Source organism: Geofilum rubicundum JCM 15548 (assembly GCF_000974365.1).
Classification (GTDB): Bacteria; Bacteroidota; Bacteroidia; order Bacteroidales; family Marinilabiliaceae; genus Geofilum; species Geofilum rubicundum.
Genome location: NZ_BAZW01000063.1, coordinates 1 through 22,620, shown reverse-complemented (window position 1 = coordinate 22,620; position 22,620 = coordinate 1). Strand labels below are relative to the sequence as shown.

Genomic DNA, 22,620 nt, shown 5'->3' with positions numbered 1-22,620 from the left:
CCATTAGGCTGAGAGGGTAGATGGGGTGGGATGGGTTGACAGGTTATTAGGTTGTTAGGTCAAGAGGCTAAGAGGGATCGTTGAAAAATCACGCCGGACTAAAGAAAAAAACTCATCGATCGGAAGAAAAAAAACTTCGCCGGTCATCAGCCTGATTGGGCTCTGATGCTCGGCGAAGTCTTATATTTTGATGCTCGACGAGGTCTTACAATTTGGTGCTCGGCGAAGTCTTTGACTTCGTCGGATCTTTACCTGCAGTCTTCTGACTACATTTTTGTCTGTAAGTGCTACTCATTAATCAAAAGCCATCCGAATTTTAACCCCTGTCTCAGTTTGCAAAAAGACAAGCATAACAGCTAATTTCCATTTTCCGGGACCGCAAATGACGCTTTATGACAAAGACCTTTAGGGACCTTTAGGCGTTGATCATCATCGGCATAAGCAGCATCAACTCCTCTTCGTTTTCATTCTTTTCAAAAGGCAAAACAATGGCTGCCCGGGAAGGGTCTGACATTTCAATGATGATATCACCCGAGGAGATGTTTTCAAGGATATCGGACAGGAAAACCGATTTGAAACCGATTTCGAGTTCATCGCCATCGTATTGACATTTCAGCTTTTCAAAAGCGGAAACGGAAAAGTCAATATCCTGCGCAGAAACCACCATTTCGTCATTGCTTAAATGCAGTTTGACGAGGTTGGACGACTGGCTTGAAAAGATGGAAACCCGTCCCAAAGTATTGGCCAAATCCACCCGGTCGATCACCGCCTTATTGGGATTCTCCTGAGGAATAACCGCATTGTAGCTGGGGTAGTTGCCTTCCACCAAACGACACACCAACTTATAATTGGGCAGATTGAAGAAAGCGTTTTTATTGTCGAACTCCACCATGACATCACCGGCCTCGCGCGGCAAAACATTTTTAAGCAAAGCAGCTGGCTTTTTGGGTAAGATAAAGGAGGCCTCAAAATCACTCTTGGCATCCAGGCGCTGGTAGCGTACCAATTTGTGGGAGTCGGAAGCCACAAACGTCAAATTTTCGGGTGAAAATTCGAAAAGAATGCCGTTCATTACCGGACGCAATTCATCGTCGGCCGTCGCAAAAAGCGTTTTGGTGATGCCTGTCAGCAGCAAGGAAGCAGGCACCTGAAGCTTGCTGGCTTTATCCTCTTCCACAACCGGAAGCGTAGGATAATCTTCTGCAGGCTGTCCCACAAAATTGTACTTTCCCTTCTCTGAGACAATATCCACAGCGAGGTTATCCAAAGCTATTTCAAAGGTCAGGGGCTGCTCAGGTAATTTCTTCAAAATTTCAAGCAGCATCTTGGAAGGAAGTGCCACTTTTCCATCACCATCGGTACTTTCCGTTTCCATGGTTGTAGTCATGGTAACTTCCAGGTCAGATGCAGTCATGCTCAGGGTGGTGCCGCTCAAATCAATGAGAAAACAATCAAGAACGGGATACTGGCTTTTGGAAGATATGGCCCTGCTGATAGCCTGCAAGTGCGACAGCAGCTCGGAACTGGATACAACAAACTTCATTCGTTTCTTATTTAATTTAGTTATTTGCTTTTTAACTCTGATGCAGCGATATGACCAGTGCAGCTATATGACTAGGAATCTGGGAATACGGCCCCTCGGCTGTATTCACATTCGCAACTCTCAAATATATGAAATATCAGACAATTAACGATAAATCATTTCAAATTTTATTTTTCAAAAAGCACCCCGACTGCCAAACATCAATCACGGGATGCTTCCCTGCCATACTTCATCTTGCGCCATAACGTAAAAACCAGTCCGATGAGCACAAGAAATAGTACCGGCGCCAACAGGTTGAGCCATTGCCAAAAGACAATGTCATTGGCTAATTTTTCACGGTCCAGCATCCGCAACTGGTAGTTGCGGGTGCGTAAGGCCATCCAGCTTCATCGTCGGCCAAATAATGTATCGCATTCAGAATAAAATCCTTATTGCCAAAATTCTGATTTCCCACCTCATCAAATCCCAAAGGCATGGGTTGGGGTGAACCCCCATGACGCATTCGCACATCATTTCGAATAACATCCCCGTCGGCCACCACAATCATTCGGGTCGGCTCACTCTGATGGCGCACCTCGGAAGGTGAGATGTTCACGCCGGGAGGAATGGGGCGGTTGGCATATACGGAAGGAAATTCTCCCGACAAAGAGACAGCCACCGGTACGTAGGAATGGGGGAACTCGGCACGATCGGGCTGCTCATTGACCATGGCCAGCGAAATAAAAACCGGCACCGGCAAGCGGCGGGAATGGCGTCCGGTACGCAGCAGAACCTCCCGTTGAATGCCGGCTGGTGAACCTACTGTATCAATGCTGCTGACAAACTCACCTTTTACAATATTGATGTTTCGGGTAACCGGATGCTCCCGATTGGTGTTCAGCAAAGGATTAAACATCCAGGGCACGGGTACCAGCTGAGGCTGTTCACCCGGCGTTGATACATTCACGGGAATCATGGCTGCCTGCACATCCTGCACCAATTCGGGATTGATGCGAACCCCATATCTAAAAAGCTGATCGTTCAGCGCCAAATCAGTGGCCAGGCCCACCGTCTGCGTAGAAGTCCGCAAACTATCCAGCGTTACCTGAACGGCATCTACCAGCCACAGGACCCGACCACCACGCATGATGTACTGATCCACGATAAACTTATCCCGCTCCGAAAACTGACTGCTCGGTTTGGCAATGATTAAAGCCTTGTAATTATCCAGAATGTAAGGATCCTCAGTCAGACTGCCCCGGTCCACCTGGTAGTAATAAGACAAAGCCTCACTGATATCAAAAACATCCAGTTCATCGAGCTGCCCCTGTCCTTCCAAAAAGGCAATGGCCGGCACCTCATCAGAAATCAGGCGGCGAATAACATCGGTGATTTTATATTCCAGGCCCTCCATGGAGATGTTGAGATTCTCGGCCCCGGACAATCCGGGTAAATTTTCCAAAAGATTGACGGGCAAATCATAGCCATCCACATTGAATAAGGCATAGGGGTAGACGTTCGACTGAATCTTCCGGCCGTCGGCCGAAGATTCAAAAACCGGAACGGGCTTGAGTTCCATTTTCTCCAGCTCCTGACGAGCCTCAGAATCCTCCATAGGATCCACAAACTCATAGTGAAATTTACCCCGTGAAATAATTCTGAATTCATCCAGCGCCTCACGCGTGGCACGCGCCAATTTCTGAAAACCGACATTCAATTCGCCATCCAAATAGACCTTAACCATGACATCCGACTCCATGTTTCGCAGAAAGTCGCGGGTAATAGGCGCCAGCGTATAACGTTTTTCAGCCGTGAGGTCAATTCTAAAAAACCAGTTGGCCGACAACCAACCAGCCAGCACAATAAGCGCCAGGAAAGCCGCCAGTTGTATCAAATCCTTTTTTTTCGTATCATTTTGTGCCATCAGAAATATCCCTTTGCTCGTTACAAGTTCGTTTTTTTAACTGAAAGATCACCTACCACCTTCTGCTGCCCAGCACCGTCTTGGTCAGCACCAAAAAGAAAGCAATAACACCTCCAAAATAAATCAGATCCCGCGAATCGATGACTCCCCGACTGATCGATTGGTAATGCTCATCTATGCCCATGGACACCAGGACGCCACTCACAGCACCCAGTCCCGAAAGCGAAGCCAGTGCCGCAAAGCCATCATAAAAAAAGTAACACAACACAACAGCCATCAAAAAAGCCACAATCTGGTTATCGGTGAGCGATGAAGTAAAGAGTCCGATAGCCGCATAAACCGCCGCCAGCAGGACCAACCCAATATACGACCCCCAAATGGCACCATGATCCAGATTCCCGACCGGCTGGGCCAAAAAATGCACCGAAAGAAAATACAGCAGCGTTGGAAGCAAAGAAATCACCACCAGCGTTACACCTGCCAGATATTTGGCCCCCACCACCTGCCAGTAGGTTATGGGATTGGTCAGCAACAACTCAATGGTACCCCCGCGTAACTCATCCGCCAACAGCCGCATGGTAATGGCCGGTACCAAAAAAAGGTAAATCCAGGGCGCTATCCAAAACAAGGCATCCAAAGTGGCATATCCCCCCAAAGGAATATTCATGTTTCCCGGAATAAACCACAAAAAAAGCGCCGTAATCACCAGAAAAACCCCCGCCACCAAATAACCGGTAAGCGAGCTAAAAAAAGCCATGACCTCCTTCTTCCAAAGTGCCAACATATCCTAAAAATTTATTTCACAAAAAAATCACTTCCCCAACCTCCCCCATCAACCTAATAACCTAATGATCCAATGCCCCATCAACCCTTTTAACCTAATAACCTAATACCCTCTCGACCTAATGACCTAACCACCCTATCAACCCTTCCAACCCTCTCAACCTATTAACCTATCGATCCCGCTCCGCGGGACTCCGTTTCACTCCGCCTCTCGACCTAATAACCTAACCGCCTCTCGACCTAATAACCTATTGACCTAATAACCTAACCACCCTATCAACCCCACCTACCCTTCATACCCTCTCGACCCTCTCAACCCTCTCAACCTAATAACCTACCCCCTCCACCATCCTCTGTGCCGTCCGCTCACTGCTTCCCGGCCCGCCTACCACATAGCCCAAATCCTCATAGCCCTTCAGCATTTTTTGACGGTAAGCTTCATCATAACACAAAAGAGAAAGCTCCTCCTTTAAAGCATTCAGTGAAAAACTGCTTTGAAACAATTCTTTCACCACTTCCCTGTTCATGATCAAATTCACCAGAGAGATATAGGGTACTTTAATGATCACCTTTTTGGCCATAAAATCGGTAAATCCACCCCCCACATTTTGTAACAGACCACCTGAGGGCATTTCAGAAGGCCGGCCTCCAAAGTGGCCGTTCCCGATGTAACCAGCGCCACATGGGCATTCTCCAAAAGGTTGTAGGTCTGACCAAAGACCACCGATAAACGGTCTTTGCCCGACAAGTAGGGTTCATAATCCGCCATTGAAAAAGAAGGGGCACCTGCAATGACAAACTGAAAGTCCGGAAAGTGAGGAATCATCTCCATCATGTCCGGCAAAAGCCGGTCAATTTCCTGCCTGCGACTGCCGGCCAAAAGGGCAATGATGGGCTTATCGGGCAAGCCAATGCGCTGCGTAAAGGCTTGCCTCCCCTCCTCCTTATGGGGTCGGTTATCAATGGCATCCATTAAAGGATTCCCTGAATAAACCACCGGCACATTAAAGCGGGCATAAAAATCGGTTTCAAAAGGCAAAATCGTAAAGACCTTATCCACATATTTCTTTATTTTCAAGGCCCTTCGGGTATTCCAGGCCCATATTTTTGGAGCAATGTAATAAAAGGTCTTAAAACCCTGTAGCTTGGCAAACTTAGCCATCCGCAGATTAAAGCCGGGATAATCAACCAGGATGACCACATCGGGTTGGTAGGCCAAAACATCTTTTTCGCACCATTTAAAATTACGAAAAATCGCCCGCAAGTTCATCAGCACTTCAAATAGGCCCATGTAAGCCGTTTCCCGGTAATGCTTCACCATCTGTCCCCCCTCAGCCGCCATTAAATCACCGCCCCAAAACCGAAAATGCGCCATGGCATCGTACTTCTTTAATGCCCGCATTAAGTTGGATGCATGTAAATCTCCCGAGGCCTCACCGGCAATGATGTAATACTTCATTCGTAGGTAATTAGCATTATCTGATTAAAAAGAGCACCACCGCCAACATTCCATATAAGACGGTGGCAATGAGCACCCCTCGGGCTGCATACAGCCGGTTGCTCCAAATGCCCAGAAAAAAGAACAGTAAATTAGGCATCACACTCAGGCTCAACAATTTTCCCAAGCTCTCAACGGCCATCAAGGCCTTCAAAAAAGAAGTAAAATCGCCGGCACTTGCAAACCTGAATTTATAAATAAGGACGGATATCAGTAAAGGAACCAATAATCCCACCACCAAGCCGGTCACCTGCCGGTCAAGCCATTTCATCTGCATCGCTTTTCTAGACTAAATGAGAATGGGCAATTTTCTCAAGATCTTGTGCCCTGAGCACCTCCAAAGAAGGCCTGTGGGTCGCATCTATGGTACAAGGAACCACTGACACATAACCGTTATTCAGCGCCCATTCATCGGTCTCGAGGTTGGCGACCTCATGATTTTCAAAATGACCGGTCAGCCAAAAATAGTTTCTCCCCCTGGGGTCAATCCGCTCCTCGAATTCCTCCACCCAGCGACCTTTAGATTGCTGACACAGCTTAACACCCTTAATATCTTTACCGGCAGGAATATTCACATTGTAGTAAATCCCTTCATCCATACCATGGTTGACCACATGATTAAAAATGGCGCGCGCATACTCAATGGCCGTGGAAAAATCTGCATCGGGTGAATACTCCAACAAAGAAAAGCCCATCGACGGAATGCCATTCAAAACGCCTTCCCTTGCACCTCCCACAGTACCGGAGTAATGCATACTGACCGAGCTGTTCGTTCCATGATTGATTCCGGAAACCACATAATCCGGCTTCTTTTCAAACAGAACATGCAAGGCCAGTTTCACACAGTCGGCCGGCGTGCCATTGGTTCTGAATATGTGCAAGCCCTCTTCCTCGTGAATTTTTGTCAAATGTAAAGGCACTTTTACCGTAATGGCATGCGACATGCCCGACATGGCCTGATCAGACCCCACAACCACCACATCACCAAAGGGGCGCACGGCTTCCACCAGAGACTTAAGTCCCTTAGCGTCTACCCCATCATCATTCGTCACCAAAATCATCGGTCGGTGATTTGATTTTATTTTTTCCATAACTTCATTTTTATCAATTATCAAAGATAGCGATTAACCGACAAACCACAATGATACCTCTTGGGACACCGGCTAAAAACTACAAAATTGCCCGTCTTAAAAATAGCTTGGTCTGCTCAAAATCATTATTTTTGCCATTCTGTTTACATTCCGTTAAATTATTACACAACCAACAAGATATTAAGGCATGGACATTTCATACAATTGGCTAAAGGATTACATCAATACGGATAAAAAACCTCACGAAATTGCGGAAATACTGACTTCTTTGGGCTTGGAAGTGGGCAGCATAGAAGAGGTAGAAACGGTCAAAGGCGGTCTTAGAGGATTGGTTATCGGAGAAGTATTGACCTGCGAAAAACATCCCGATGCCGACAAGCTGAGCGTAACGACCGTCGATATTGGCAGTGATGAGCCTTGCCCATTGTCTGTGGTGCGCCCAATGTGGCGGCCGGACAAAAAGTGGTTGTGGCCACTGTAGGCACAACCTTATACAGTGGTGATGATTCCTTCGTCATTAAAAAAGCCAAAATACGCGGTCAGAAATCCGAAGGCATGATCTGTGCTGAAGACGAAATCGGTCTGGGCGCCAGTCACGATGGCATCATGGTCCTGCCAGCAGAAGTTAAAGTCGGCACACCCGCAGCAGACTATTTCAACATTGAAAACGATACCGTTCTGGAAGTGGACCTGACCCCCAACCGCATCGATGCCGCCTCCCATCTGGGAGTCGCCAGAGATCTGGCCGCCTCCTTACAGCTCTCGCAGCCGGAGGTAAAAGTCAACTGGCCTTCGGTGGAAGCCTTTCAAAGCGACAACAACAACTACCCCGTAAAAGTGACGGTTGAAAACGAAGAAGCCTGTCCCCGATACAGCGGCCTCACCATCAGTGGCATTACCGTTAAGGAGTCGCCCGACTGGCTAAAAAACAAACTGCTCAGCATAGGCATGACGCCCATCAACAATGTGGTGGACATTACCAATTTTGTACTGCATGAATGCGGACAACCGCTGCATGCCTTTGACGGCGACCAGATAGCCGGTAACCATGTGGTGGTTAAAACCCGGGCCGCCGGCACCAAATTCATCACCCTGGATGAAAAGGAGCGTGAATTGCATGCCGACGACCTGATGATCTGCAATGAAAAAGAAGGCATGTGCATCGCTGGTGTTTTTGGGGGCAGTAAAAGTGGGGTGACTGAAAAAACAAGCAAACTGTTTTTGGAAAGTGCCTGTTTCAATCCGGTGTTTGTCCGACAAACTTCCCGCAGACACATCCTGTTCACCGATGCCTCCTTCCGCTTTGAGCGGGGAACGGATCCCAACATGACCATCTACGCCCTTAAAAGAGCCGCCCTACTGATTAAAGAATTGGCGGGTGGTGAAATATCGAGCGACATTGTGGATATTTATCCTCGACCGGTGGCGGATTTTGAGGTGGATATCCTCTGGAAAAACATACAGCGCCTCATCGGTAAAAACCTGGAGCAAGGCTTAATCAAAAACATTTTGCAGGCACTGGACATTCGCCTGCTGAGCGAAAACGAAGAAGGGCTCAAAGTCGCCGTGCCTCCCTATCGGGTAGATGTGCAGCGCGAAGCAGATGTCATTGAAGAAATACTCCGGGTTTACGGCTACAACAATGTGGAGATGTCTTCCAAAGTTAACTCCACCATTGTCTATTCGCCGCGTCCCGACCAGCATCAGCTGCGCAATATTATGGCCGAGCAATTACTGGGTGCCGGCTTTCAGGAAATCATGTGTAACTCACTGACCAAGGCCGCTTATTATGAGTCGTCCACCCAATTTCCGGCATCGCAGACCGTAGAACTGGCCAATCCTTTGAGCAGTGATTTGAATGGCATGCGTCAGACCTTGTTGTTTGGGGGTCTGGAGTCGATCCGTCACAACCGCAACCGGCAGCATCCCGACTTGAAATTGTTCGAGATGGGCAATTGCTACATGTTGAAGGAAGGGGCGGACAAATCGGTGCAAAAGAGCTATAAAGAGGATCAGAGACTGGCGCTGTTTATGACAGGCACCAAAGTGCCTGCCAATTGGAATTCGCCCGCTCAAAAAGTGTCGTTTGCCGATATCAAAACCCATGCGGAAAACATCTTGCAGCGACTGGGAATTACCGGCAGACAGTGGCAGACCAATGGCATTGAGGCCGACCTGTTAAAAGAAGGACTCCAATACGCCGTGGCCAACAACCAGGTCATGACCGTTGGCATGGTCAGCACTAAACTGTTAAAGCAGTTCGACATTGACGAGGCCGTTTTCTTTGCGGAACTGAACTGGGATGCGCTGGTTAAGATAGCTGCCCGACAAGAAGTGCTTTACACCGAACTGTCGCGCTTCCCCGAAGTCAAAAGGGATTTGGCGCTGTTGCTTGACCAGAATGTTCAATTCTCAGCCATTGAAGCCATCGCCCGCAAAACAGAAAAGAAATTGCTGAAAAGCATCTCATTGTTTGATGTCTACGAAGGAGAAAAACTGGGCGCCGATAAAAAATCCTACGCCGTTACCTTTGTCTTGGAGGATACCACCAAGACATTGACCGACAAGCAAATTGATAAAATCATGAAAAGCCTGACAGCCGCCTTCGAGCGTGAGTTAGGGGCCAAACTGCGCGGATAAGCAGCTGGCCACTTCCCAAACAAGGATGATATCATTCATCAAAAAATCCCGGCAGTCTCTGCAGACTGACCGGGATTTTTTTAAATAAGAAATGGGACCACCTCGTTTGGTGCTCCCATTTCTAACCTTAACCCTAACCCAAAATTATGAAAAACCTAATTCTATATGTAAAACAATTAAAGATTGATTTGGTTTAAAAAGAGAGGCGAAAAAACACCTCTCTTTTCACTCTTTACCCTAACCCAAAATCCAAATCTTTAAAAGAACTTTATCTTATTGTCAAGTACGCCTATCAAATTCTTATGCAAGTTTATCAAAAAGCTTTCAGAGTGCAATGCGTTTTAACTCTTTTTAACCAGGCCTATATTGACTTTTAAAAATTAAATTCGGAAAGCCTCAACTGGATACCCTTTCCAAAATTGAATTTTTTTGTTCATTTGTTTGATTCTAAAAAATTGTAAACAGAACATTAACTCAATTTTTTCGATCGTCCAATATTACAATTAATTTACACCCAAAAGCCGTCCCCGGTCAATGACTAAAATCATGTTAAAGAACATCTTTCAGGTCAAATATAAGTACATCTGAATAGGTCGTCAAAGGGTGGGAAGGGTTTTAACAATTTGTTAACAGAGGGGGTGGGAAGGGTAGATGGGGTTGGAAGGGTTGATGGGGTAGGAATGGGCGAATTCGAAGTGAAAATGGAGTGGAAACGGAGTGGCATACCGAGTATCGGTACCTGCGAAGCGGGATGGGGTGTTTTATTTTCTGTTTTTGTCTGATATGTGTTGCATTGGAAGGGCATTTCTCCTTAAGTTAGCAGACACATTTCAATAAATAAACCAATAATTAGGAAGATGAATAAAATTTTAGTGGCAACTGCCGTATACCTGATGATGTTATTCTCGGGATGCAATACTACCAAAGAGGGTTCGGACACCCCGGACCAATTCACCTATAATGTGGACCCTTCGGCATTAAACATCGATGAAGCGCAGATAGCTGCGGTGGATTCCTTGCTCGGGTCTTATGTCGATCAAAAAAAGCTCAACGGTGTAACGGCCTTTGTGGCCAAAGGGGGACAGGTAATTTACAACAAGGCCTTTGGATGGAAGGATGTCGAAAATAAAATCCCGGCCACCGTGGATGATTATTATGTATTGTTTTCTCAAACAAAAGCGGTGACGACCGTTGCGTTCATGACCTTGGTGGAAAAAGGTCTGGTTAAAGTAGATGATCCGGTGTCGGATTATTTTCCGGCCATCCCCAATCAGGTGGTCACCAAAGTAAATGACGATGGCAGCTATGAAACCCGTCCGGTGACTGAGCCCATGACCTTTGCGCATCTGATGTCCCACTCTTCGGGACTCAATGCCGGATTGGTCGGCGACATCCGTCGGGCCGAAAGAAAAGACGGAGACGCACCAGCCGGTTTTGGCGGTATGATACCGGACCAAACGCCCGCCGGACAGCACACGGGCGGAGGTAACTACGCAGCCAAATACTTAGAGGAAGAAATGCTGGAATTGGTGAAGTATCCTTTGGGTTTTGACCCGGGAACGGAATGGAATTACCATATCAGCACCAACATGTTGGCCTACCTCATTGAACTCATTTCCGGCCAGTCCCTAAGAGAATACGTCAAAGAAAATGTGCTTCATCCGCTGGGAATGGACGACACCGATTGGTATTACGAACCGGAAAAGCTGAGCAGATTCGTGAAAGCTTATAGCGCAACGGATGGGAAACTGAAGCCAGCCACCAATATCTACAGTGAGGGAACCGTTAGTACCCAGCAGACTTATTGCGAAGGCGCCATTGGATTAAATGGCCCCATTGAAGATTACGCCAAATTTTGCCAGATGCTTCTGAACAAGGGCGAATTCAACGGCAACCGTATTTTAAAAGCACAAACCATTGAACAGATGACGACGATTAACCAACTGCCTGAAAAAAATGCAGGTGGAAAGGGTTTTCAATTCGGACTGGGCTTTGAACTGTACAACAAGGACAAAAAGCCGGTGCCTGAGGTATCCGATGCGGCCTATGCCTGGGGAGGAATGTTTGGAACAGCCTACATTATTGACCCTGAAAACGATATGATTGCTTTGTTTTATATGAATATGGCGCGGCATGAACCACTATATCCCCCCTATTTAAGCAAGGTTTATCAGATGATTAAACAATAATCATCTGATAAACCTCCACCTACGGAAAAACACTCACCCAATGGTTCGAGCGTCCGGGCTTTGCCGAAGACAATTAGACGCACGTCCCACTTGCTCTCAACCATTGAAGGAGCGCAATGGATATAAATAAAAACAGAGCCGTTTCAAAGTAACTTTGAAACGGCTCTGTTTCTTCTTTCATGCTTCAACAATCGGTCCGCCACTTTGACGATGGTTCACCGGCGTATTTGAAAAGAATACCAAGCACAAAGAAATTGGCTGCTTGGCGAAGTTTTTAACTTCGTCAAATCTTCACCTGTCGTTTGCAACGACACTTGCAAAACAGAAAAAATAAAAACTGAAAATTAATTCAATACAAAATGATAGGTTATCGTTCCCTTTTGGTAAGCGGGTGCATTGGCATCGGGATTGAAACGCGCCCTCAGGGCCGCTTTTCTGGCCTCGTTCCACAAGTAGGAATTCTGGGTAGTGGAGCCTCTTAAAATAGGCTGAGCATTGGTCACCACGCCCGTTTTGTCAACCGTAATTTCTACCACCACAATGCCCTCCTCCTGAATATTATAAGCAGGCTGTGGCAATGAGCCGGAGAGACTTCTGCCCGATAAATCGAAGGAATTCCCGGAGGCGCCTCTGCCCGTTCCGGTCCTGCTGCTGGAATTGGGATCTCCCGTCAATGCACCCTGTGAACCGCTACCAGCGGTTTCTCCAGAGGATGGGGAGGTGGAGCCCGAATTGCTAAAAGCACCACTCACGGCATTACGGGCCGCAGCAGCTTGTCGCTCCTGCTCTTCACGCTTGCGGCGTTCCTCTTCCAACTGTCGCTGTCGCTCCAGTTCTTCCTGACGCTGACGTTCCGCTTCGAGCCTTCGCTCACGTTCCGCCTCTGCCTGTCGTTGACGTTCTTCTTCGATGCGCCTTTTTTCAGCTTCCTGACGCGCCTTCTCCTCCGGCGAAATGGTCGGCGCTTCCTCTATGTCCTGCGTCATCACCTTTTCCCGCGAAGGCTCAGGCGTTGATGTAGGCGGCGGTGTGGTGGGTGTGGGACGCACAGGGGTTGGTGGTGTCGGTCGGGCCACAGGCGCCGTGCGCGAAGGCACCGCTGGTCCCATACCAGTGGGCGAGTCACCCAAGGCCACAATAATACCCTCCTCTTCCTGGGGAACGCTGCTCAAGCCCAAAATCATGAGCAACAACAACAGTACCACATGAAAAACAGTCGTACCAATTACACCATACCTTTTATCGCTGCGCTTTTCTTCCATATCACCTTGCTCTGGTAGCCAGAATCATTTTATAATTGTTGTTCTTGGCAATATTCATAACTTTCACCACCTCCTTCATAGGAACGTTCTCATCCACATTCAGTGAAATATACACATCCGTTTCATTGCCTACCCGCTCACGCAAGGCCGATTCAATCTGATTAAAACTGACCCGCCGTGTCTCCACATAATAGTTGAGATCACGGGTTATGGAGACCGTTGTCAATGGCTTGGCAGCCGCCTGCTGGCGACTTTGCGGCAACAACAACTTGATGGCATTGGGATTGACCAATGTAGAAGTAATCATAAAAAAGATAAGCAACAAAAACACTATATCCGTCATGGACGACATGCTGAATGTAGCGTTGATTTTACTTCGAGATTTTAATGCCATTGTTCTATGTTTTAGCGGGCCGGTTCATTCAAAATATCCATAAACTCCATGGTACGCGCTTCCATTTTGAAAACGACTTTTTCGACACGTGCCACCAGTATGTTGTAGGCAAAATAGGCGATAATACCAACGATGAGACCGGTTACGGTCGTCACCAAAGCCGTATAAATACCGCCAGCCAGCTGATCTACCATAATATTATTACCTGCATTGGACATTTCCCAAAACGATTTAATCATACCAATTACTGTACCAAGAAATCCAATCATCGGTGCTCCCCCGGCCACAGTAGCTAAAGTCGGCAAACCCTTTTCCATTCTGGAGACCTCCAGATTGCCCACATTTTCAATGGCTGTGCTCACATCGCTCAAAGGTCGGCCAATACGTGAAACCCCTTTCTCAATCATGCGGGAGATGGGATGATTGTTGGAGCGACACAGTGCCAAAGCCGAGTCAATTTTCCCATCGTGGATGTAATCCTTGATGCGATTCATAAAGGTGGTATCCTCAATGGATGCCCTTTTAAGCGCCAGATAACGCTCCACAAAAATATACACAGCAATAATCGACAGCACCGCCAGCGGGAGCATAATCCAGCCCCCCTTCAGCATCAACTCAATTAAATTAATGCTTTGCTCTACCGCCTCTTCACCTTCCACTTCTTCCCCCAGAGCTTGTCCGGCTGCCTGTATCAACAAAAAAGGATTCATAATCGACTTTTATTTTGGTTATTTTATAATGTGCTAATTTAAAAAAAATGCCTGACCCATTCACCACTCTTCCTGAAATTTAAATCTCAATTCCAAACCCAATACCCTACCTACCATCCCTGCTTAATAACGACCTAAAAAGAAACATTTAACATCAAGGGATTAAAGTCATTGCCCCTAAGTTTTAAGGTTTTAGACAAGAGCTAATTATTATGGCCATTTTTATTCTTTCTCGAGAAATTCGTCAATTTCTATCTTCAGCGCCGGTAAGTGCTTTGATATAATTGCCCAAATTACCACATCATCCACTTTATCATAGCCATGAATGACCCAATTCCTGGTGTCCACAATTTGTCTTGCATGCTGAATTTCAATATCAGGATCGAGTTTTAAGGCTCGATTCATTGCTTCTCCAATTATTTCAAGCTCCCTTTCAATTGCTCTGCGCAATAATTTGTTATTCTGGTATTCAAAAAAATCTCGCTTTCCACCGAGATACTCGTCAATAGACTCTATTGAGATTTTAACGTCATATAAATATTTCTTTATTTCACGCTTCATAGATCAACGATTTTGTTTCGTTAACGCTCTCAATGAAGTAGGGATTAGAAAGCGTTCGTTCAGTAACGATGTCTATATCCCGGTTAAAAATCTCTCGGAGTTTATAATGAAGTGCAAAATAATTGTCAGCGTAATCTTCAGCAGATAAATCGTCCAGAAAAGAAATCAAAAAATCAAGGTCACTATCCTCTCGGAATTCTCCAGACACAGCAGAGCCAAACACATATAGTCTTTTAATCTTGAGTTGTTGACATATACGTATTAAATCGTCTTTTTTATTTGTCAGAATTGCTTGCATTATTCTTTTCTTTCAAAAATAATCAATTTAAAGCAGACTTCATTTAAAACCATTATACCATTTTTCCACAACCCCTATACAAATACCATTCCGCAAATCCCGGCAATTAACCCCCTTAACCCTTCCTACCCTCTCGCTCCCGCTCCGCGGGACTCCGTTTCACTCCGCCTCTCAACCCTTCTCAACCCTTCTCACCCCATCAACCCAATCCACCCTCTCCGCCTCTTAACCTAACGATCCCGCTTCGCTTGACTACGCTACGCTTCGCCTCTCCACCCTTCTCACCCTTCCTACCCCATCAACCCTATCTACCCTTTCCCCTATTTCCCTCTCGCATACGGCACCGCATCCTGCCCCGCAAACTCACCCTTCAAAAACTTGTAATACCCCGTAATCGCAATCATGGCCGCATTGTCGGTGGTATAAGACAACTTTGGAATATAAGTCTTCCAGCCCCGCTTTTCCACCATGCCGCCAGCGCACTGCGCAGCCCGCTGTTGGCCGACACCCCACCGGCCAGGGCTACCTCCCGGATGCCCGTCTCCTTCGACGCTTTCATCAACTTCTCCATCAGAATTTCCACAATCGTCCGCTGCAACGAAGCACACAAATCAGCCGTGTTATTCTGGATAAAATCAAGATCCACCTTCATCTGATCCCTCAAAAAATATAAAAAAGACGTTTTCAATCCGCTAAAACTGTAGTTATAATCCGCAATGCGTGGTTTACTGAACTGAAAAGCATCCGCATTCCCCTCCTGCGCATACTTATCAACCAGCGGTCCACCCGGATAGGGCAGCCCCATCACCTTCGCACACTTATCAAAAGCCTCACCGGCCGCATCGTCGATGGTCTGACCAATGATCTCCATTTCCAAATGGCTCTTCACCAGAATGATCTGACTGTTACCACCAGAAACCAGCAGGCACAAAAATGGAAAAGAGGGCACCGCCTTTAAACTGTCGGGCTCCTGAATAAAATGCGCCAGTACGTGTGCCTGAAGGTGATCCACTTCAATCAGCGGGATGCGACGTGCCAAGGCAAAGCCTTTGGCAAAGGAAGCCCCCACCAGCAGCGACCCCATTAAACCGGGCCCACGTGTAAATGCCACCGCATCCACTTCATCCGCCTTAACGCCGGCATCCTTCAAGGCCTTATGAACCACCGGTATAATATTTTGCTGATGCGCACGCGAGGCCAGTTCCGGAACCACCCCTCCATAATCTTCATGTACCGATTGACCCGCAACCACATTGCTTAAAATGGTACTATTTTTGATGATTGAAGCAGAGGTATCGTCACAAGACGATTCAATACCCAGAATGATGGTTGACATAGTGTATATTTTTTTTGCTATTTACCTATTCAACAGGCTGCACCTTCGGTTTAAGTTGCTTATTTTTGTGAAATAAGGGCCCGGCCGGATGACAAGGGATTCAAAACGACAAAATTATCAAAAAAACGCACAAAATATTAATAATTGCATTGATAGTAATGGCAGGAGTGCCATTACTGACCTCTCTTGTCCTGATGATTCCTGCTGTGCAGACCGGTGTGGTGCGCATCGTCACCAACCGCTTGTCGGCCGACATCAACGCAGAAATCAGCATTGACCGCGTAAGCATTACCCCCTTTGGTAGCATCCGACTGAACCAGTTTTTGGTGCGCGACCAGCAGAAAGATACCCTTTTTTACGCAGAAAATGTAAGAGCCGGCATTGACCGCTTTTCGATGCGACACAAGCACCTTTACCTGGGCAAAGTACGCTTCAACCAACCCATGGTCAACATGTACCAGTCGGGCCAGCACATGAATTTCGCCTTTATACTGGATTCTTTGGGAAAGAACCGTCCCGACACCGTAGAATGGGCGTATTCCATGCGGGGCATGGCCATTCAGGATGGCCGCGTACAGTTGAAACACCCCATATTGGACAACCCGGGCATATTGACCGACCAGCTATTGTTTACCGGTTTAAACCTGTCCATTGACCGTACTTCCAAGGTGAATGAACCCCTGGTCTTTGAAGTCTCCGAATTTTCGGTACAGGAAGCTTCGGGATTGCGGATTGAAGGCTTTAAGAGTATGGGTTACCTCGAAGACGACAAGATTGTCATCGACAATCTGTCTTTCCGAACGGCCCGCTCCTTGTTCGACTTTGAAGCCATTGAGTTGCCCATTGGTGTTCCCGACGAAACCTCAGGCTATGACATGCCTTTTACCGGAAGAATCAACCGGCTGATTATTGCACCCGAGGACATACGCTATTACTACGACCGCTTTCCGGCTCTGGAGAGTCCCATCACCCTGTCCGGACTCATTTATGGCTCTCTGGATAACATGAAAGGACGCGAAATCAGTGCCTCCTTCGGCAACAACACCCATTTTCGCTCTTCCTTTGACATCAGCGGGATGTCAAATTTCAATGAGACCTTTCTTTACATGGATATCGATGCGTTGGAGACAACGATTCCCGATCTGGAGCTGCTCATTGCCGGCGACAACCCGGTCATCCCCGAATCGTTCAATGAATTGGAAACCATTCGCTACAAGGGAAACATCACCGGCTTTATCAACAGTCTCGTCGCCTACGGCTCCTTCACCTCCAACCTCGGCAACATCAGCACGGATATTGGTATTAAAATAGATGATGACAAAAAATTCATGTTTGGCGGATTGCTCAACACCACCGACTTCAACCTCGGAAGGCTCATCAATGCGGAGCGTTCCATGGGCAAGGTATCACTCGACATGGAGATCAGTGGCAGCCGAAGCAGTCACACCGACTACTTCATCATCCTCGATGGCAACGTGGAATCCATGGAATTTAACCAGTATGTTTACAGCAACATATCGATACAGGGCCTGCTCACCCATCAGAAATTTGATGGAAGTGTGCGACTCAACGACCCCAACGGGGCGTTGGACTTCATCGGGAAGGTAGATATGTCGGGCACAGTGCCCCACTTCGACTTTATGGCAGCCATCAGTAATGCGCAGCTCGACCGGCTCAATCTCCTCCCCAATTTGGAAGAAGGGATTCTGTCCGTCCTGCTCGAAACCAACTTTGAGGGCGACAATCTCGATGATCTGGTCGGGGAAATCATCCTGAAGGAGGGCCTTCTATACACACCTTCGGCCTCCATTGATTTCGATTCAATAACGGTCAGGGCTGTCCGTGAAGGGGATCTAAAAAGACTTTCGCTCCATTCGGCCTTTGCCGATGGAGAGGTCACCGGAAAATACCTTTTCAGGCATTTCAGGCGCACCTTTCTGGGCTTTATGGAACACTATCTGCCCTCTTATGTGGCTGAGGATGCTCCTACGCTCACCACCACTTCCAACGATTTTCAATTCAACCTTCAACTAAAAAAGGTACAGCAGTTGGCAGCCGTCTTTGTCCCCAATCTGGACATCGCCGATGAGGGCCACATTCGCGGCCATTTCCGGTCGGAGCCGCCTGAACTCAGCTTAGATGTATCACTGGACCATTTTAATTTGAATAACCTGCACACCGAGGAGCTGGAGCTGAATGCCACCACCAACAATGGCACCGGCCTTAAGATGGTGACCCGTGCCGGAAAAATCCAGTTTGGCAAATTTGTGGATCTTCTTAATTTTTCCATCCACCAGACCGCCGCCAACGACACGCTTACCACCAATCTGTTCTGGAACAACTGGGACCTGATTACCAACAGCGGAGCCCTCTACTCCACCACCGAATTCAGCAGAGATGAGGACGACAACCGACATACCAAAATCGACCTGCTGCCCTCCAAGGTTATTGTTTCCGATACCACCTGGCAAATCAACCAATCGCAACTGAACCTTCATGCGCAAGGCATGAGTGTGCAGAATTTCCGGATTGAACACGATGGGCAATTCATCATGCTCAACGGCTTTTTGCACCGAAAGAACGAGGATGGCCTCAAATTGGTTTTTAACCGGATGAACATCAATCAATTTCTGAGCGGCAACGACTTAGCCAATGTTTCGTTCGGGGGTACCATTAATGGAGAACTTGCATTGAGTAACTATTATCGCGAGCCGCTGCTGACGAGCAATGTACAAATAGAGCAGTTCATGTTCAACCAGGTGCCCTACGGCACCTTTTCGGTCAACAGTAACTGGGACAGGGAGCTGGATGCCCTGGTGGTCAACACCAATCTTAAAGATGCTTCCCATGAGCCCTTGCAAGGCTCCGGTCTGTTCCATCCCAAAACACAAAATGTCGATTTTCAGTTTGAAGTCGACAGTCTGGACGTGGCCTTTCTCAACCCCATGATTCAAAAAGTGCTGCAAGACCTTACCGGCACCGCTTCGGGACGCATGTTTCTGAAAGGTCCCATCACCCAGCCCTACCTCACAGGCCGGGTTAAATTGAACGATGGTCGCTTTGACGTGGGCTTGCTCAACTCCACCTACCAGCTGACCGATTCGGTCATTTTCTATCCCAACGAAATGCGTTTCCGGGATATGACGGTCACCGACCGGCTGAATAAAAAAGGCCAATTCAGGGGCTCCATCTACCACAATGGCAAATTCAAAGAGATGCTCTTCAACCTGCGCCTCGATGCCAACAACATGGTGATGCTGGACACCCGCTTGCAGGACAATCCCCTCTATTACGGGACAGTGATTGCCACAGGCTTTATGACGGTCACCGGCAACACCGACAATGTGAACCTGGCCATTACCGGACGAACGCGGCCCAACACCCGCTTTTTCATCCCCATCGAATCGCCGGAAACAGCCCTCGAGAGCAATTTCATTCGCTTTGTGAACAAGGATCAGGGCAACACCCAATTACGACTGGACAACACGCCCAATCCCGAATACAGCATTGACCTGACAGGTGCCAAAGTCGATATGGACATCGAAGTAACTCCGGATGCCGAAGTGCAAATCATTTTCGACGAGCGCATTGGTGATATCCTCAAAAGTACCGGGGCCGGAAACATCCAGATCCGTATCGACCGGCAGGGTAACATCCGCTTCTTTGGCGATTATACCATTCAACAGGGAGAATACCTCTTTTCCCTGCAGAACCTCATCAACAAGCGCTTCGACATCAACCAGGGCGGCACCGTCAAATGGCAGGGCAGTCCCTACAATGCCGAAATCGACATCACCGCCGTTTACAAGCTACGCGCCTCCCTGAGCGATCTCATCGATCCGGTCATGGGCAGCGAAACCGGCTCCTCGCAAGACCTGCAGCGCCGTGTACTGATTCACACCAATCTTATATTGGGCGACATGCTGCAACAGCCCTCCATCCGGTTCGGACTGGAAATGCCCACGCTCGATGAGAGTCGGGAAGCCCTCGTACTGGACTACATCTCATCCGAGGAAGAACTCAACCGCCAGGTACTCTCCCTGTTGCTGCTAAACCGCTTTTATACCCCCGAGCATTTACGCATGAGCGGCAACAGCAACGGCCGTTCCGAAAACGCCGCTCTGGTCACCACCACCGAAATGCTCTCCTCCCAAATCAGCCGCTGGTTCTCCACCATCAGCAACGACGTAGATGTAGGTTTTGCCTATCGGCCAAGTGACAACATCACCAGTGAAGAATTTGAGCTGGCCCTTTCCACCCAGGTCTTCAACAACCGCGTCACCATCAACGGCAACGTCGGCTACGGAAAGTACCAGGCCAACACCAGTAAAATGGTCGGCGACTTTGACATGGACGTCAAGCTCAACCCCAGCGGCACCCTTCGCGCCCGCGCCTATACCCGCTCCAACGAAGACCTCATCTACGAAACCTCCCCCACCACCCAGGCATCGGCCTCTCCTTCAAAGAAGAATTCAACGACTTCCGCGAACTCCTCAAAAAATACTGGAACGCCCTCGCCGGCAAACGGGAGGATGAGTAAGTACAATGTCATAAAGCAAAGCGGTTTCACAAAAAAAAACTTAAGCTTCATCAAAAAAAAGCATTCCTTGATCCCTCAATGAGCGGTAATTGGCCAATTATTTGCATCTTTGTGGGCTGTAAAAAGGTATATAAAAACAGTGTACAAAACAGACGCCATATTTCAGGTAAAAAATAATAACTTTGTCACCCGAAAAGTAGGCGATGAAATGGTTATCGTCCCACTGGTCAACAGTGTGGCCGACATGACCCGAGTGCTGACCCTCAACGAGACCGGCACCGCCATCATGGAAGCCCTCGATGGTCAAACCTCCCTCAAAGAGGTCACCACGAAACTTTTAGACCAATTCGACGTAGAAACCACAGTGCTTCAGCATGATCTTCAAAACTTCATCGCCGAAGCCCTTGACAAACAAATAATTGAACAAATTGCCTAAACCGCGGTTCAATACGAATTAATGAAGCACAACAACCAACATATAATCAAAAAAAGCTACGCCAAACCGGTCATTGAGGAGGTGATGATTGATCGTGAGATTAGCATTGCGATGTATACCCCACCTCCGACGGAACCTACTGATCCTCCTATTGATGATCCTGAGACGCCAAATGCACCCCAAAACCCTTACAAATCCTCCACTGACGTAGACTATGGATCAGAATCATATAGGTCTGCAGGTACGCCATTTGAAAGGTAAAGATCTAAAAAAACAACATAAGCGCATGGCATGAACCTATACCTTGGACCGGTAAAAATATCCATCACTCACGATTCTACTGTGGATTTACCTCTTTTTCCTTCCAGGCACTTCACAAGTCCTTTAATTCCAACATCCCTCCATTTTAAGGGTCATTACGCGCTGAGCGAAAATCCGCATCACTTATCTGAGTTTAATCATGTATTAACGGGCGAATCGTACGACCCGGACCAAATGCCCTATAATTGGCATATACTCCAGAAGGACCAACTTATAGGCATAAAAATCGACTTTTTCACAGATGAGCAGTTCCAACACATCATTGCGCTTTTAAACCCGGATTCGAGAAGCATTCAAGTTCATTTCATCCCTCTACCCGGCATTTTAAGTGTACAAACAGACCCGATGGTACAACCATTGGGCTCCCTACTCATAGTCTATTTAGCGCACCTTAGTGGGGGCTTTTTAATACATGCCTCCGGACTGGAAGACAGGAATAAAGGATACCTCTTTTCTGCTGTGTCGGGCACAGGAAAATCGACCATGGCCAAGTTATGGGAAAAAGCCGGTTCCTCTGTGATCAATGATGACCGCTTATGGCTGCACAAAATGAATGACCAATGGTACATGCTAAGTACGCCGATGATATGGTATTCGCAACAATCATTGATGGCGCCTGTCCATAAATCCTTTCTTATTCGCCAATCACCCGTCAACGAATTGCAAAAAATCACAGGCATCCATGCCACCATGCGCCTCATGAGCAATTGCATCCAACACTTTAGTAACAAAGAGATGACGGCCCAACATCTGGACAGAGTGATTGATTTTACTTCAAAAACAACCATTTACGATTGTGGCTTTAAACCAGATAGTGAGATCGTAGAACTTATCCGATCGATGGATTAACCCCATTCATATCAAGACAAAAAAATGGCGAATTTCACCGATGTGAAATTCGCCATTTTTTATCTTGCAGCCGGCATGCCGGACCTATTAGAAGCTATTACATACCCCCTATCACCCGTTCACTCTTCACTTGATTACCAAACTTAGCACGGATGATATAAACACCGCGCTCGTCAGGCAATAGAATCAGGGTGCGACTACTGCGAGCGGGCACTTCCGATATTTTGCGTCCTTCGATGGTGTAAATTTCTACTGTCCCATGTCCT

21 protein-coding genes are annotated in these 22,620 nt (G+C 47.4%); 6 read left to right on the top strand and 15 right to left on the bottom strand.

Translation table 11 applies throughout. The annotated features are described in order from the left end of the window. Positions 1-415: 415 nt before the first annotated feature. From dnaN to surE, 8 genes are all read right to left on the bottom strand, one after another. Positions 416-1,543: a DNA polymerase III subunit beta gene (dnaN, locus tag JCM15548_RS17815; RefSeq protein WP_062128182.1), complete on the bottom strand. Its 1,128-nt coding sequence runs from the start codon at positions 1,541-1,543 to the stop codon at positions 416-418. Positions 1,544-1,743: 200 nt separating this feature from the next. Next, entirely contained in the window at positions 1,744-1,890 is a 147-nt protein-coding gene (locus JCM15548_RS21790; RefSeq protein WP_157482922.1) for a hypothetical protein, read from the bottom strand. Beyond that, positions 1,869-3,446 (bottom strand): gliding motility-associated ABC transporter substrate-binding protein GldG, encoded by a 1,578-nt coding sequence (gene gldG / locus JCM15548_RS17810; RefSeq protein ID WP_062128180.1) that lies wholly within the window; start codon positions 3,444-3,446, stop codon positions 1,869-1,871. Before gldG ends, JCM15548_RS21790 begins: the two co-directional genes overlap by 22 nt. Before the next feature lie 52 nt (positions 3,447-3,498). Next, positions 3,499-4,230, bottom strand: coding sequence for a gliding motility-associated ABC transporter permease subunit GldF (gldF, locus tag JCM15548_RS17805; RefSeq protein ID WP_062128178.1), 732 nt, complete (start codon positions 4,228-4,230; stop codon positions 3,499-3,501). Between the two features lie 325 nt (positions 4,231-4,555). Further along, positions 4,556-4,798, bottom strand: a complete 243-nt coding sequence (locus JCM15548_RS25820) for a glycosyltransferase family protein (RefSeq protein WP_262487136.1) — start codon at positions 4,796-4,798, stop codon at positions 4,556-4,558. Continuing rightward, complete coding sequence (gene lpxB / locus JCM15548_RS17800) at positions 4,795-5,688, bottom strand: lipid-A-disaccharide synthase (RefSeq protein WP_262487135.1); 894 nt, start codon at positions 5,686-5,688, stop codon at positions 4,795-4,797. The genes JCM15548_RS25820 and lpxB overlap by 4 nt, the downstream gene beginning before the upstream one ends. A 16-nt stretch (positions 5,689-5,704) precedes the next feature. Next, entirely contained in the window at positions 5,705-5,998 is a 294-nt protein-coding gene (locus tag JCM15548_RS17795; protein ID WP_062128176.1) for a hypothetical protein, read from the bottom strand. A 13-nt stretch (positions 5,999-6,011) separates the two neighbouring features. Continuing rightward, positions 6,012-6,818: a 5'/3'-nucleotidase SurE gene (gene surE, locus JCM15548_RS17790; RefSeq protein WP_062128174.1), complete on the bottom strand. Its 807-nt coding sequence runs from the start codon at positions 6,816-6,818 to the stop codon at positions 6,012-6,014. A gap of 187 nt (positions 6,819-7,005) precedes the next feature. Between surE and JCM15548_RS25815 the strand changes: the two genes are divergently transcribed. The 3 genes from JCM15548_RS25815 to JCM15548_RS17780 all read left to right on the top strand — a co-directional run bounded on the left by JCM15548_RS25815 (position 7,006) and on the right by JCM15548_RS17780 (position 11,647). Beyond that, the gene (locus JCM15548_RS25815) at positions 7,006-7,299 is read left to right on the top strand and encodes a hypothetical protein (RefSeq protein WP_262487134.1); all 294 of its coding nucleotides are present in this window, start codon (positions 7,006-7,008) and stop codon (positions 7,297-7,299) included. After that, positions 7,236-9,458 (top strand): phenylalanine--tRNA ligase subunit beta, encoded by a 2,223-nt coding sequence (gene pheT, locus JCM15548_RS17785; protein ID WP_262487133.1) that lies wholly within the window; start codon positions 7,236-7,238, stop codon positions 9,456-9,458. Before JCM15548_RS25815 ends, pheT begins: the two co-directional genes overlap by 64 nt. An 857-nt stretch (positions 9,459-10,315) precedes the next feature. Next, on the top strand, positions 10,316-11,647 hold the full coding sequence (locus tag JCM15548_RS17780) for a serine hydrolase domain-containing protein (protein ID WP_062128172.1): 1,332 nt from the start codon (positions 10,316-10,318) through the stop codon (positions 11,645-11,647). Positions 11,648-11,991: 344 nt separating this feature from the next. On the opposite strand, the gene JCM15548_RS17775 is transcribed toward JCM15548_RS17780, so the two are convergent. The 6 genes from JCM15548_RS17775 to tsaD all read right to left on the bottom strand — a co-directional run bounded on the left by JCM15548_RS17775 (position 11,992) and on the right by tsaD (position 16,208). Further along, entirely contained in the window at positions 11,992-12,909 is a 918-nt protein-coding gene (locus JCM15548_RS17775; protein ID WP_062128170.1) for an energy transducer TonB family protein, read from the bottom strand. A 1-nt stretch (position 12,910) separates the two neighbouring features. After that, complete coding sequence (locus tag JCM15548_RS17770) at positions 12,911-13,303, bottom strand: ExbD/TolR family protein (RefSeq protein ID WP_083985231.1); 393 nt, start codon at positions 13,301-13,303, stop codon at positions 12,911-12,913. 11 nt (positions 13,304-13,314) lie between these two features. Continuing rightward, complete coding sequence (locus tag JCM15548_RS17765) at positions 13,315-14,013, bottom strand: MotA/TolQ/ExbB proton channel family protein (protein ID WP_062128167.1); 699 nt, start codon at positions 14,011-14,013, stop codon at positions 13,315-13,317. A gap of 222 nt (positions 14,014-14,235) precedes the next feature. Continuing rightward, a complete protein-coding gene (locus JCM15548_RS17760) occupies positions 14,236-14,574 on the bottom strand; it encodes a HepT-like ribonuclease domain-containing protein (RefSeq protein ID WP_062128165.1) in 339 nt (112 codons plus the stop codon). Continuing rightward, on the bottom strand, positions 14,564-14,872 hold the full coding sequence (locus JCM15548_RS17755) for a nucleotidyltransferase family protein (protein ID WP_062128162.1): 309 nt from the start codon (positions 14,870-14,872) through the stop codon (positions 14,564-14,566). Before JCM15548_RS17755 ends, JCM15548_RS17760 begins: the two co-directional genes overlap by 11 nt. Positions 14,873-15,272: 400 nt before the next feature. After that, positions 15,273-16,208 (bottom strand): tRNA (adenosine(37)-N6)-threonylcarbamoyltransferase complex transferase subunit TsaD, encoded by a 936-nt coding sequence (gene tsaD, locus JCM15548_RS17750; protein WP_227626000.1) that lies wholly within the window; start codon positions 16,206-16,208, stop codon positions 15,273-15,275. A gap of 158 nt (positions 16,209-16,366) precedes the next feature. On the opposite strand from tsaD, the gene JCM15548_RS17745 reads away from it, so the two are divergent. The 3 genes from JCM15548_RS17745 (at position 16,367) to JCM15548_RS17730 (ending at position 22,354) form a co-directional block, all read left to right on the top strand. Then, a complete protein-coding gene (locus JCM15548_RS17745; protein WP_062128161.1) occupies positions 16,367-20,830 on the top strand; it encodes a translocation/assembly module TamB domain-containing protein in 4,464 nt (1,487 codons plus the stop codon). 57 nt (positions 20,831-20,887) lie between these two features. Continuing rightward, a complete protein-coding gene (locus JCM15548_RS17740; protein WP_062128159.1) occupies positions 20,888-21,184 on the top strand; it encodes a PqqD family protein in 297 nt (98 codons plus the stop codon). A gap of 291 nt (positions 21,185-21,475) precedes the next feature. Further along, entirely contained in the window at positions 21,476-22,354 is an 879-nt protein-coding gene (locus tag JCM15548_RS17730) for a hypothetical protein (protein WP_062128155.1), read from the top strand. A 97-nt stretch (positions 22,355-22,451) separates the two neighbouring features. On the opposite strand, the gene JCM15548_RS26455 is transcribed toward JCM15548_RS17730, so the two are convergent. Further along, positions 22,452-22,601: a T9SS type A sorting domain-containing protein gene (locus tag JCM15548_RS26455; RefSeq protein ID WP_227626001.1), complete on the bottom strand. Its 150-nt coding sequence runs from the start codon at positions 22,599-22,601 to the stop codon at positions 22,452-22,454. Positions 22,602-22,620: the final 19 nt, after the last annotated feature.

What these genes read in the sequence shown, in the direction of transcription:
- dnaN (WP_062128182.1), bottom strand. Translation starts at nt 1,543, where the DNA reads ATGAAGTTTGTTGTATCCAGTTCCGAGCTGCTGTCGCACTTGCAGGCT.
- JCM15548_RS21790 (WP_157482922.1), bottom strand. Translation starts at nt 1,890, where the DNA reads ATGCTGGACCGTGAAAAATTAGCCAATGACATTGTCTTTTGGCAATGG.
- gldG (WP_062128180.1), bottom strand. Translation starts at nt 3,446, where the DNA reads ATGGCACAAAATGATACGAAAAAAAAGGATTTGATACAACTGGCGGCT.
- gldF (WP_062128178.1), bottom strand. Translation starts at nt 4,230, where the DNA reads ATGTTGGCACTTTGGAAGAAGGAGGTCATGGCTTTTTTTAGCTCGCTT.
- lpxB (WP_262487135.1), bottom strand. Translation starts at nt 5,688, where the DNA reads ATGAAGTATTACATCATTGCCGGTGAGGCCTCGGGAGATTTACATGCA.
- JCM15548_RS17795 (WP_062128176.1), bottom strand. Translation starts at nt 5,998, where the DNA reads ATGAAATGGCTTGACCGGCAGGTGACCGGCTTGGTGGTGGGATTATTG.
- surE (WP_062128174.1), bottom strand. Translation starts at nt 6,818, where the DNA reads ATGGAAAAAATAAAATCAAATCACCGACCGATGATTTTGGTGACGAAT.
- JCM15548_RS25815 (WP_262487134.1), top strand. Translation starts at nt 7,006, where the DNA reads ATGGACATTTCATACAATTGGCTAAAGGATTACATCAATACGGATAAA.
- JCM15548_RS17780 (WP_062128172.1), top strand. Translation starts at nt 10,316, where the DNA reads ATGAATAAAATTTTAGTGGCAACTGCCGTATACCTGATGATGTTATTC.
- JCM15548_RS17775 (WP_062128170.1), bottom strand. Translation starts at nt 12,909, where the DNA reads ATGGAAGAAAAGCGCAGCGATAAAAGGTATGGTGTAATTGGTACGACT.
- JCM15548_RS17770 (WP_083985231.1), bottom strand. Translation starts at nt 13,303, where the DNA reads ATGGCATTAAAATCTCGAAGTAAAATCAACGCTACATTCAGCATGTCG.
- JCM15548_RS17765 (WP_062128167.1), bottom strand. Translation starts at nt 14,013, where the DNA reads ATGAATCCTTTTTTGTTGATACAGGCAGCCGGACAAGCTCTGGGGGAA.
- JCM15548_RS17760 (WP_062128165.1), bottom strand. Translation starts at nt 14,574, where the DNA reads ATGAAGCGTGAAATAAAGAAATATTTATATGACGTTAAAATCTCAATA.
- JCM15548_RS17755 (WP_062128162.1), bottom strand. Translation starts at nt 14,872, where the DNA reads ATGCAAGCAATTCTGACAAATAAAAAAGACGATTTAATACGTATATGT.
- tsaD (WP_227626000.1), bottom strand. Translation starts at nt 16,208, where the DNA reads ATGTCAACCATCATTCTGGGTATTGAATCGTCTTGTGACGATACCTCT.
- JCM15548_RS17745 (WP_062128161.1), top strand. Translation starts at nt 16,367, where the DNA reads ATGGCAGGAGTGCCATTACTGACCTCTCTTGTCCTGATGATTCCTGCT.
- JCM15548_RS17730 (WP_062128155.1), top strand. Translation starts at nt 21,476, where the DNA reads ATGAACCTATACCTTGGACCGGTAAAAATATCCATCACTCACGATTCT.